This is a genomic window from Mucilaginibacter sp. (assembly GCF_036383575.1).
In the GTDB taxonomy this organism is placed as follows: Bacteria; Bacteroidota; Bacteroidia; order Sphingobacteriales; family Sphingobacteriaceae; genus Mucilaginibacter.
On record NZ_DASVOB010000526.1, the window covers coordinates 1 to 11,792 of the forward strand.

12 protein-coding genes are annotated in these 11,792 nt (G+C 41.3%); 7 read left to right on the top strand and 5 right to left on the bottom strand.

Going from position 1 to position 11,792, the window contains the following annotated elements; translation table 11 throughout:
- From VF500_RS18560 to VF500_RS18580, 5 genes are all read left to right on the top strand, one after another.
- A partial coding sequence (locus tag VF500_RS18560; RefSeq protein ID WP_330861108.1) for an HAD family hydrolase occupies positions 1-673 on the top strand: 673 nt, incomplete at its 5' end.
- A complete protein-coding gene (locus tag VF500_RS18565) occupies positions 670-1,515 on the top strand; it encodes a phosphoribosyltransferase family protein (protein ID WP_330861109.1) in 846 nt (281 codons plus the stop codon). The genes VF500_RS18560 and VF500_RS18565, both read left to right, overlap by 4 nt.
- On the top strand, positions 1,505-2,059 hold the full coding sequence (locus VF500_RS18570) for a TerD family protein (protein ID WP_330861111.1): 555 nt from the start codon (positions 1,505-1,507) through the stop codon (positions 2,057-2,059). The genes VF500_RS18565 and VF500_RS18570 overlap by 11 nt, the downstream gene beginning before the upstream one ends.
- Before the next feature lie 3 nt (positions 2,060-2,062).
- Positions 2,063-2,677 (top strand): TerD family protein, encoded by a 615-nt coding sequence (locus VF500_RS18575; protein ID WP_330861112.1) that lies wholly within the window; start codon positions 2,063-2,065, stop codon positions 2,675-2,677.
- 122 nt (positions 2,678-2,799) lie between these two features.
- On the top strand, positions 2,800-3,960 hold the full coding sequence (locus tag VF500_RS18580) for a toxic anion resistance protein (RefSeq protein ID WP_330861113.1): 1,161 nt from the start codon (positions 2,800-2,802) through the stop codon (positions 3,958-3,960).
- Positions 3,961-4,244: 284 nt separating this feature from the next.
- Here VF500_RS18580 and VF500_RS18585 read toward each other — a convergent pair whose 3' ends face one another.
- Positions 4,245-4,877, bottom strand: a complete 633-nt coding sequence (locus VF500_RS18585; RefSeq protein WP_330861114.1) for a DUF2306 domain-containing protein — start codon at positions 4,875-4,877, stop codon at positions 4,245-4,247.
- Positions 4,874-6,775, bottom strand: a complete 1,902-nt coding sequence (locus tag VF500_RS18590) for a WG repeat-containing protein (protein WP_330861115.1) — start codon at positions 6,773-6,775, stop codon at positions 4,874-4,876. The genes VF500_RS18585 and VF500_RS18590 overlap by 4 nt, the downstream gene beginning before the upstream one ends.
- 187 nt (positions 6,776-6,962) lie before the next feature.
- Here VF500_RS18590 and VF500_RS18595 point away from each other — a divergent pair, with 187 nt between their 5' ends.
- On the top strand, positions 6,963-7,508 hold the full coding sequence (locus tag VF500_RS18595; protein WP_091172945.1) for a peroxiredoxin: 546 nt from the start codon (positions 6,963-6,965) through the stop codon (positions 7,506-7,508).
- 223 nt (positions 7,509-7,731) lie between these two features.
- A complete protein-coding gene (locus tag VF500_RS18600) occupies positions 7,732-8,316 on the top strand; it encodes a carboxymuconolactone decarboxylase family protein (protein WP_330861116.1) in 585 nt (194 codons plus the stop codon).
- A 255-nt stretch (positions 8,317-8,571) separates the two neighbouring features.
- On the opposite strand, the gene VF500_RS18605 is transcribed toward VF500_RS18600, so the two are convergent.
- From VF500_RS18605 to VF500_RS18615, 3 genes are all read right to left on the bottom strand, one after another.
- Positions 8,572-10,116 carry a DHA2 family efflux MFS transporter permease subunit gene (locus tag VF500_RS18605; RefSeq protein WP_330861117.1) on the bottom strand — a complete coding sequence of 515 codons (1,545 nt, stop codon included), beginning with the start codon at positions 10,114-10,116 and terminating at the stop codon, positions 8,572-8,574.
- A 4-nt stretch (positions 10,117-10,120) separates the two neighbouring features.
- Entirely contained in the window at positions 10,121-11,176 is a 1,056-nt protein-coding gene (locus tag VF500_RS18610) for an HlyD family secretion protein (protein ID WP_330861118.1), read from the bottom strand.
- 23 nt (positions 11,177-11,199) lie between these two features.
- On the bottom strand, positions 11,200-11,792 hold a 593-nt coding region (locus VF500_RS18615; RefSeq protein ID WP_330861119.1), incomplete at its 5' end, for a TolC family protein.

An 11,792-nucleotide genomic window follows, 5' to 3' on the forward strand; every position in this document is an offset into this window, starting at 1 on the left:
TCTTTGGCTTACGCTGATCAAATCAAATCCGTACTTTAAGATAGAGCGTACCAAGATCTTTCACCGGGATTTTAATCCGGCGGGTAAAAGTATTGATGAGGTGGCACGGGCCTTCCGTCAGGTTGATTTGATGTGCAATGCAGTGAATGAGCGTACCGGCAAAAATATTGATGCTGATGAAATGTACCTGATGGTGATCAGCACAATTAATGATAACCAGTATCCGCTTGCTGATATCGATACCGATAAGCTTTATGCCGATATGGAAAAGCTGCTGTTCTATTACCTGCCGGTGGTGTACTCGCCTGTAACAATTGATACGCTGCAGCATCTAAAACAAAAAGGCGATTGCTCATTGAGTATTTTAAGTAATACAGGTTTTATAAAGGGAGAAACGCTCCGCAAGGTGATGCTTAAGTTAGGGCTTGCAGACTTTTTTAACTTTCAGATCTATTCGGATGAGGAAGGAATGTCGAAACCAAACCCGGCTTTATTTAACCTGATGGTGCAAAAAGTTAAAGCATGTAATAAACCAAAGCAGATAAGCCTGGCAGATATCATACATATAGGCGATAACCCGGCGGCAGATATAGCAGGGGCTAATGATGCGAGCCTCCAAAGCTTGCTCATCAATTCAAACAACTTATCAATTTTAAGCTTATTAAGTTCATGAAAGCTACCTACTCGTTACATCACATCAACAGCGCAACTCATTTTGGTTTCGATGCCGATGATTATAGCCGCTTTAAGTTTGGCGATGGTGAAGTATCCAGCTATTTCGGTACCGACCTTGCCGATGGTTTTATTGCAAAGCATTTAAGTAAACAACCGATAAAGCAACAGATCGTAGTGATCTCGAGCCCGTACTCGTTTATCCCTACGGCTACCTTCGCCATGAAAAACCATTTTGTATGCAGGCTTAATCGCTGGCTGGCCAATCATGGTTACCCGGTGGTGCAGGAAACAAAAGTTCATCGCACCATAACTTATAAAGAAGACTACGGCGAACTGGATGCCGAACAAAGGATCAATTTAATTGGCAACGATTCATTTCATATTGATAAGGATTTCCTTGTGGGTAAAACGCTGTTATTTTTGGATGATATCAAAATAACCGGCAGCCACGAGCGCATGATCATGAAAATGGTAGATGAGTATGGTTTACAGAACGATATTTATATGCTGTACTTTGCCGAACTGGTAAACAAAAACATCCACCCCAATATTGAGAATTACCTCAACTATCATCATGTTAAAAACATCTATCATTTAAATGATATCATTAAAGGCAATGACTTTTGCATCAATACCCGCATAGTAAAATATATTTTAAATTACGATCACGAAAGTTTTTGCATTTTTATACAGGATCAAGGCAGCAATTTCATAAACTTGTTGTATGATATGGCTTTGGGGAATGGTTATCATACCATTGAAGCCTATACGCCTAACTTAAACTTTATTAAACAAAACCTATTAATAAACAATAATAAACTAATTCAGCATGGCAATTAACTTGCAAAAAGGCCAAAGGGAAACCATTGGTGCCCCTAAATTTACTATAGGCCTTGGTTGGGATACAAACAGCTCATCAACAGGCTCTGCCTTTGACCTTGACGCCTCGGTGTTCATCATGGGCGATAATAAAAAAATACTGGCCGACGAATTTTTCGTTTTCTATAATAACCCAAAATCACCGGATGGTGCAGTAGAACATACCGGCGATAATCAAACAGGGGCAGGTGACGGCGATGATGAGCAGATCATTGTTGATCTGTCAAAGATCGATCCGCGTGCTACCGAAATTTGTATTGTGGTAACTATCCACGAAGCCGAAAGCCGCCGTCAGAATTTTGGCCAGGTGCGCAACTCTTTTGTTCGCATTTTTGATTCGGCTACTAATGTCGATATTTTGAAATATGAGCTGGAAGAGGATTTTTCGATAGAAACCGCCGTTGAATTTGGCCGTATCTACAAAAAAGACAATAACTGGAAATTTGAAGCTGTTGGTGCCGGTATGAAGGGTGGCTTGCAGGATTATTTAAATAAATACAACTAAAATATGGCTATCAATCTTCAAAAGGGGCAAAGGATCAGCCTTGAAAAAAGTAACGGCAGCAAATTACAAAATGTATGTGTTGGGATAAACTGGGGCGCCATTGAAAGAAAAGGCCTGTTTGGCTTCGGTACCACCAAAGAGGCTGTCGACCTTGATGCCAGCTGCATTTTGTATAACGACAGCAAACAACTGATAGATGTGATCTATTTCGGCAACCTGCGCTCAAAAGATCATTCTGTAAGGCACAGTGGCGACGACCTTACCGGCGATATGGCCGGTAATGATGGCCTGGACAACGAAGTGATCACTGTTGACTTTGGTACGCTAAGCCCTGCCATCGGCTATGTAGCTTTTGTTTTGAACAGCTTCCGTGGTCAGGATTTTGGTAGTATTCCGTTTGCATCCATCCGCATTTATGAAGGTACACCAACCCGCGTTAATGAAATCTTCGCAACTTATGACATTGCGCATAGCAAAGATTTTGCAGGCCATGTATCTATGGTGATGGGCGTGTTTTACAAAAAGAATGGCGAATGGAAATTTAACGCCATCGGCGAACCAACCCGCGACCGTAAGCTGGAAGAAACAGTGAAAACTGTAACTGCAACTTATTTATAAAAGTTTAAAGCCATTTTCTTGAGTATTAAGCTGGATGGCTTTTAACATAAATTATTTCATATATACCTAAACAGAAGCTAATTAAACTTAGCTCGTACTACTAAATAATTAAAAATAAGATTATGGAAAGTGCACAAAACAATGATGAACTAAATATACCACCGCTGATCACTCCAGCAAGCCTGGATATCCCAGCGGCAGGGCAAACTAATACAGCAGTACCCATGAGGCTTGATAAACAAGGTAATGTTAACCTTGATGTTATCCCCGCCGAAGACGTAAAAAAATACGGTGATATGGGCAAAGATCTCAACCCGAGTGATGTTAACTCGATACTGAATTATGGTGTTGAAGTACAAAACTCGATGGAAAAATACAGCAACAACTTCCTTACTTCGGTACGTACTTATAACTCGGGCGAGGTGGGTGTGTTGATCAATGACTTGCTTACCGAATTGAATTATATTGATGTTGATGAGCTGAACCAAAACGCGTTCACCTCGTTTATATCACATATCCCCTTCATGAAAAAGCTGGTAGTGGATACCAAAAAGCTTTTTCAGAAGTATGATACTGTGGTTAACAACATCGATAAGATCACCAATAAGATCAAGGCCGGTCGTGTTAATTCATTAAAGGATAACAGTTCGCTGCAAACCATGTTTGACAGTAACGTTACCTACATTAAGCAAATGGAAGACCTGATCATTGCCGGTCAGCTTAAGTACAATGAGCTTAACGAAAAACTGGCTGTAATGGACGGCAACCCAACGGCTTACCAGGATTATGAAATTGCCGATCTGCGCGATTTTGTGACCCGTTTAGATAAGCGCCTTGCTGATCTGAAAGTGGTACGTTTTATTATGATGCAATCGCTGGCTCAGATCCGTGTGGTGCAGAACAATAATACTACCATTGCTGAGAAAGCGCAGTCTATTGTATCTACCACCATCCCGGTTTGGAAAAACCAGCTTACCATAGCTGTGGCGCTTAACCGTCAGAAAGAAAACGTGGAGATGCAGAAAAAGATCTCGGATACTACCAACACCATTTTGCAAAAGAATGCCGAAATGCTGAAACAAAACAGTATTGACGTAGCCCGCGAAAATGAAAAAACGGTAGTATCTCTGGATACACTGAAAAAGACCACTTCATCGCTCATTGAAACCCTTACCGAGGTAAAACGCATTCACGACGAAGGTACCGCCAACCGCCGTACCCTGAATACCGAGCTTCAAAACCTGGAAACAGAGTTGAAGAAAACGGTAACAAGTGTGAGTTAACCCCATCCAAACCCTCCCCCTTGGGGAGGGCTTTAAATTACACACGTCATTGCGAGATACGAAGCAATCCCAAACTATACAGGGCGAATCTACAAAAGCCGCTCTGCTCATCGGGGATTGCTTCGTACCTCGCAATGACGTTTTAATTTTATATTCTTTTGTCATGCTGAACGCAGTGAAGCATCTTCTTCACCGCGAATCTTCGCTCTGCATTGCCGATAAGCATGCCGAAGAAGATCCTTCGCTATCGCTCAGGATGACAATAATAAAAGGTAGGTGCGTTCTCACCCAACCACAACCGACCCCTTCCCATACCTGTTTATAACCTCGGCCAAAATCAAATTAGGCACCCAGCTTAAAAAGGCAATAATGAGGTAGTTATTATGAAAATTTACGCCATTACCCAGTACGGTGAACAGCCAGATATAAAACCGTAAGGTAACCGCGCCGAAGGCGAGAGCATAGCTGCGGTTCATCATTCTGATGTGGTCGTCAATCCGGCCGTTTTTAGCCAGCAAAAATGCTGTTAAGGTAAAAACCACCCAAAGTGTATTTTGCAGCAGGAACGATATAAATACGCCAGTACCGCGATTAATAAAAAGGGTCATCACATACGCGCCCGGCGCAGCAAAAAACAAAACACCAAATACATATAACTTTCCTAATGCCCGGTGAAGCGCTTTGCTATTGTAAACCTTTTTTGAAAACTGAAAGAATCCGGCAAGCAGGATAACGCTGCTGCCTATAATATGGCAATAAAAAGCGGGAAGGTACCAGCCGGTTTTAACAGCGGTTTCCTTAATGTGCAAAAAGTAGGAGTCATGATTAAAATCCCAGTACTGAACAAACGTACCGGCACACAATATCAACACCCAGAAAAAAGCAAAATATCTTAATATGCGACCGGTAATGCTCATTTAGCAGCTAATACTTTTGGCTGTATCACCGGTAATCCTTTTAACTTCTGATCAATCCATTGAATGTTATATTTATCAATCTCAGTTAGCGAGTCCTGAACGCTGGCGTTTTCCGGTTTGTACTGATCATAAAACTGCTGTGTGAAAACATCCCTCCAGCGTTTGTCTTTAAATTTATAGTTATAGTCGGCGTAGATCTCGTTTTTCATATACCTTAATGTTTCGGATGAAATTGGCCCTCCACCTGAAGTTTTATATTTCCCGTCAACAACTTTACCGTAAACGTAACATCCATTGATAAAATGGTCGTCCATTTTCTGGTATTTTGTAAAAGCGAAAACTCTTTTGGTTTTTATCGCCTCTTTTACCTTGCCATTTCCAAGTTTAAGAAAATGAAATACAGGCAGCTCATCAATAAATGTATGATTATAGAGTTCGATATTGGCTGTGGTTGTAACTTTTACCTCCAATAGCGAATCGCTGATTGCATTAATATTATACTCGTTGCAGCTTCCGCTTATTTCGTTGCCGCCTTCTTCGGTGTTAATATCAGTGTTGATTTCATAGCTATAAATCTTGTTGCTTTTGTCATCTATCAAGATTATGTTGTTGGTATCATAGAATTCGGCGCGGCCACCGATAAAGTAATCACGAATAGAATAATAAGCAGTTTGCAACCAGCTATTATTTTCGGCAGATACTTTTGCCGGCAACGCTTTCGCTTTTACCATATACTGCGAGCTTGTTGCTACAAAGTCAACGTGATTACGCAGCGGGTTTTTAAACTCCTGAATCTTTCGGATCAACCCAAGGTCAACAAGATAAGAAGGGGGGACATAAATGCTGCCATGCTGCTCGCGCGAGTTAAACTCTGTAATATCACCGGCCGGGCTCTTGGTTAATGTAAATGAGTTTGGTTGCTTAAGTTTCGAAAACAGCTCACTGATTTTAACCTCGGTTTTTTCGGACACAGAAAAGTCGTTTTTTAACCAAAAGTACTCATCGCCTTTTCTCAATGCGGCAAGGTTTTCGGTGTCATTAACCGGAAATATCTGGTCATATTCAACGGGAATTACAACTTTGCCACTAAGGTCATAAAAACCCCGCTTACCATCTTTTTCAACTTCAATAAGATCCGGAAATGTGCCGCTGATGTTATGAACAAGGTCATATTCAGCAGGGATTACTTCTTTATAATCTGGACTAACCAATCCCATTTTATATGTTTTGGCAGTATCCTTCATTAAGTTATAATAATCCCATTTCCCCTTTACTACATAAAAATATGTCTGTTTCTTTAAATGAGTAAACCATATTACGCTATCATATTTAGCGAATAAATTGCCTGCATCTAAGAATGCTTTCAGTGTTTCCGGGCTGTAAATTTCTTTATCTGTATATTTTTTCGCCCACGCGGTATTACGGTAAGCTATATAATCACTCATGAAATTACGGGCATCTGCCTGGTAGATGCTGAGTTTGTTTTGCTCGTTTTTTTGAATGGTAAAAGTTATGCCCGAATGCCTTGTATCCAGATGCTGCTCGCTAAAGGTAACAGGAACAATAGCTGTGGCGAGTTGAGGATTGATCTGCGTAATTTCGGCCTGCTCTACATTCAGCTCTATGTTAAAAGATACATCTTCTTCGTCGCTTTTTTGCTGTTTGTTGATTAGGGTTGTTATTAATTTATTTATAGGTTCAGATGTTTGCTTATCGGCAAAATAACTCATCAATGAATCGCGATTGCCTTTTATAACCTGAGCTTTGAATGCTTTTAAAAAGTTGCTTATTTCATTGCTGCCGGTTGACGGCTTGGGTTTTCCACGGAAAATAAAGTATCCGCCAACGGCCAAAACAACAACAGAAACTGCGATAATGAGGATAGGTTTGGTTTTCATACAACCAAGATAGCGCATTTTTTGAAATAGCAAAAACGGGCTAAACCCCTTATAAATAACGCTATAAATATTATATATATCACGCAATAAATCATATAGTTAAAATCTATATTGCATCAATTATAAGTATTCGGGAGGCGGGTTAAAATTTCTATATTTGCATAAACATTAAAAGAAATATCAAAATATGTTAACCATAGGACAAAAATTCCCCGAATTTTCTAAAACAGCAGTAGTAAGCCTTGAAAAAGGTAAAGAGTTTGAAACCCTTACTTCTGAATATTTAACCAACGATGATAACGTTTGGACTGTAATGTTCTGGTGGCCAAAAGACTTCACTTTTGTTTGCCCTACTGAAATTGCTGAATTTAACAAAAACTTTGGCGAATTCCGCGACCGCGAAACCCGTTTGATCGGTGCTTCTACCGACTCTGAATTTGTTCACGCTGCCTGGAGAAGAGATCATGATGATCTGCGCGATTTGAAATTCCCTATGCTTGCTGATACTTCAAAATCATTAGCCGAAGATCTGGGTATTTTAGAGCCAACTGAAAAAATTGCTTACCGTGCTACTTTCATCGTTGATCCACAAGGTATCATCCGTTGGGTATCAGTTAACGACCTGAGCGTAGGCCGTAACGTGAAAGAAGTATTACGTGTACTTGATGGTTTACAAACTGACGAGCTTTGCCCTTGCAACTGGGAAAAAGGCCAGGAAACTTTAACTGTATAATCATACAACAGATAATTGTCCCCGTACTGGATTTCGGTGCGGGGATTTTTTACACCCTTTTTTAAGCTGAAAATCAATAGTTAAAAGCCTAAAGCAGAAGTTGTTTTGATGTAGAGACGCATCACATGCGTCTCATCCAGGACAGGCAACCTTGGCGATACTGATTTTCATGCCGGGAGACGCATGTGATGCGTCTCTACAATAAAAAACAACCCCAAAAAAAATGAACGAAAGTACCGAAGTGATCCAGGAGATACTTGAAAGTATCGGATTAGATAAAAACTACCGCACCGCGAGCCTTACCCTTTTAGAAACAGGTGAATCACGTTACCTGCGTGATTTGAAGCTGAACTTTACCAGCACCCTTACCTCGGCACATTTAACCAACAAAGAATGCGCCCTGTTGGGTTTAGCTACTGCGGCTAACAATAATAACATACCGCTTATCAATTACTTCACCAAATACGCTAAAGAAAACGAGGCCACCGATGCCGAAATTGGCGAAGCTGTTGGCTGTGCTTCATTGCTGGCATCAAATAATATTTTTTACCGTTTCAGGCATTTTACCCAAAAGGAAAAATACACACAGATCCCTGCCCGCATCCGCATGCAGCTCATGATGAAACCTGTAACCGGTAAAGAATTTTTTGAACTGGCCAGTTTAGCCGTATCGGCAATTAACGGCTGCGAAATGTGCGTGAATGCGCATGAGGATTCGCTTATAAAATTAGGTACTACCGAGGAGCGCATTTTTGATGCGGTGCGTATAGCATCACTAATTACAGCTACAGGTAAAGTTATATTTTAACAAGCTTAGCTTATTTTTACAATGAAAAAGGCATGAAACAATAAAATTTCATGCCTTTTTCATAAATAGTATTTTATTGCCCAATAAAATTTGCGTTTATTAATTAAAATCCAGTAAATTTATACCTTAAGATTAAACAAACCCCGGTCGCAATATTTAAATATGTTGTTTATGCGGGGTGAGTAACTTAAATTTTAATTGTTAATTTTTTTTGGGGAAAGCCGTTCCGGTAATAGTGGAACGGCTTTTATCATTTTAGTGCGAATCAGCAACAGCCTTCAGCTTTTTGAACGGCTGCAGGTAAAGCAACGGTATCGAAAACAACATCACCAACCCCGAGATCCAGTAAGCATCATCATAAGTCAGCAATAGTGTCTGCCTGGTAACCATACCTTCAATTGCCTGGTACGCCATATGGGTAGCATCAATCATTGATTTGCCTTTTGCCATGAAGCCCTGCGTAAGCATATGCAGGCGATCATTAAAAGCGTTATTGTACGGGCTGATATTTACCAGCAGGTTATTGCGGTGTACACCCTGCCGTATATGTATAAGCGTTGTTAGCGTAGCTATACCAAATGAACCACCTAATTGGCGCATCATGTTGTTCAAGCCCGAACCCTGGCCTAATTCAGGACCTTTCAAATCGGCCATGGCCAGCGTAGTAAGCGGCACAAACAATAAAGCCATACCTACACCACGGATCAGCAGCGGCACTAACACGTCTTTTTCGCCCGTTGCCAGCGTTGAACCGCTTAGCATATGGGTAAATACATAAAACAGAAACATGCCCGCTGTGGCCATAAATTGGGCCGGTATGCCCTTATTAAGCATCTTACCAATAAACGGCATCATCACAATGGTACACAAACCACCGGGGAACAACAGCTCGCCGGTTTGCTGGGCGTTAAAGCCAAGCAGGTTTTGACAAAACACAGGGAACACGAACACCGAACCATACAAACCAAACCCAAGTATGAAGGATGTGAACATCCCCACGGCAAAGCTTCGATGTCGTAAGATACTGAAGTTTACTATCGGGTGTTCCGTACTCATTTCGCGCCAGATGAACAATATGGTTCCCAATACTGCTGATATGGTTAATATCAGGATGTACGGTTTAGCAAACCAATCTTCACTTTCACCTTTTTCAAGTACAGTTTGTAAACTGCCTACGGCAATAGCCAGCAGGATAATACCCCACCAGTCAACCGGTTTACCTTTGGCATCCTTGGGCGTTTCCCGCACAAAGGTGTAGGTACAAAATGCAGCCAGCGCTCCTACCGGGATGTTTACATAAAAGATCCATGGCCATGAGTAATTTTCAACTATCCAGCCACCAATAGTAGGGCCTACTGTTGGGCCTACTACCGCTCCCAAACCAAACAAGGCGGTTGCTGTACCTATTTGTTCACGGGGCCAGGTTTCAAGCAATATAGCCTGGGCGGTTGAGATCAAACCACCTCCAGCAATACCCTGCAATATCCTAAATAGTACCAGCTCATTCATAGTGTGTGCATTACCGCATAAAAACGATACGATAGTAAACACTATGATGGATGTCATGAAGTAGTTTTTACGCCCAAAACGGCCGCCCAGCCAACCAGACATGGGCAATATGATCACGTTTGCTACCGCATAGCCGGTAACTACCCAGGCCACATCCTCAAGGGTTGCGCCAAGGTTACCTTGTATGTGAGGCAACGCTACGTTAACGATAGTGGTATCTATCAGCTCCAGTAATGAAGCTGTGATCACCGTAATGGTGATGATCCACTTTTTAAAGCCAGTTTCAGCCATTGTATTATCCTTTAATTACAGATACGTTTACGCTCATACCAGGGCGTAATTTTGCAAGCTCTTCTTTAGTGCCGTTGATCTTTATTTTGATAGGCACACGTTGTACAACCTTTACAAAGTTACCGGTTGCATTATCCGGTGGAAGTAATGAAAATTTAGCGCCTGTTGCAGGTGAAAAATTATAAACTTCGCCTTCCAGTTTCATATCAGGGTAAGCGTCAACTTCAATCTCTACTTTTAAACCATTTTTAATGTTGGTAAGCTGAGTTTCTTTGTAGTTGGCGGTAATGTAAAGGCTGTTGTCATTCACAATTGAGAACAAAGTTTGACCAGCCTGAACCAGCTGACCTAACTGTACATTCTTTTTAGATGCTAAACCACTTGCAGGCGATTTTACCTGGGTGTAGCTCAATTGCAATTTAGCATAGTCAATATCAACCTGCTTTTGTGATACGCCTGTATGGGTAACCGCTAACTGGCTGCGGGTTGTGCCAATTTGCTCAACAGCGGCTTTGTATTGATCCTGTGACGCTTTGTAATTAGCTTTTGCAACATCCAGATCGGCTTTGGCCTGGTCAAATTGTTGTTGAGTTACTGATCCGTCTTTTACCAGGTTGGCATAACGATCGTAATCTTTCTGCACTTTTTCTAAATGGGCAGCGTTTGATGCAACCTGTGCTTTAGCGCCTGCAGAATTTGCCTGGTTAGCGAAGATCTGCGATTGGTTTACATTGATACCAGCGCTTGCGCCTACCTGTGCAGCCTGAGCCTGCTCTAATTTTATTCTATAATCGTGGTCATCAATTTTAACCAGTGGTTGACCAACATTTACATGCGTGTTTTCTTCAAAATAAATTGAATCAACATAGCCACCAACGCGGGCAACTACAGGGCTGATATCGCCATCAATTTGCGCATCATCAGTATCAATGTGTTTACTGAAGTAGATGTATTCTTTTATACCGAAAATTACGCCGCCAATAAGTACAATGCCTAATATGATGGGGATAACTTTGTTTTTCTTTTTCGGTTGTTCCGGTGTTTCTTGTTCCTTTGCCATTTTATTTAAAAGGTTTGGTATTGTTATTTGTTGATTTTTCCTGTTGATTTTTGTAACGTATAGTAAGCCAGACCAGCATCGGCTTTAGCCAATTCTAAATTGATCTGTGCCTGGTAAAGCAATGTTTCTGCATCGGCACGGTCAGTAGCTGAGGCTATATTGCTTTTGTATTTGGATTCGAGGATCTTGTTGTTTTCACCTGCCTGATCAATTGAGGTTTGCAAAAGTTTGATCTTTTCAAGCGCCATGGTATAGTTCTGGTAGCTTTGGTTAACCTCATCTTTCACACGGTCGGTAGTGATACCTTTGTTGATATCAACCTGCTGGCTCTGGATCTGGGCTTCTTTTACTTTATTCTTGTTAGTCCACAATGAGCTGAAGTTCCATGACAGTGTTAAACCAGCCGATAGCGGAGTAATGAAACTACCGCTTTTAGGTATAGGGTTAGCGCTAACATCAACGTAGTAACCTGCAACCGAAGCGCCTAACGTTGGCAATTCATTGGCTTTAATGCTTTTGATATTAGTTTCGGCAACACGGCTGCGTAATGTGAATTGCTTAAACTCAGGGCGTGTAACCATTGCGGTATCAAGGTAGGCGGTTAGCGGAGCAACTG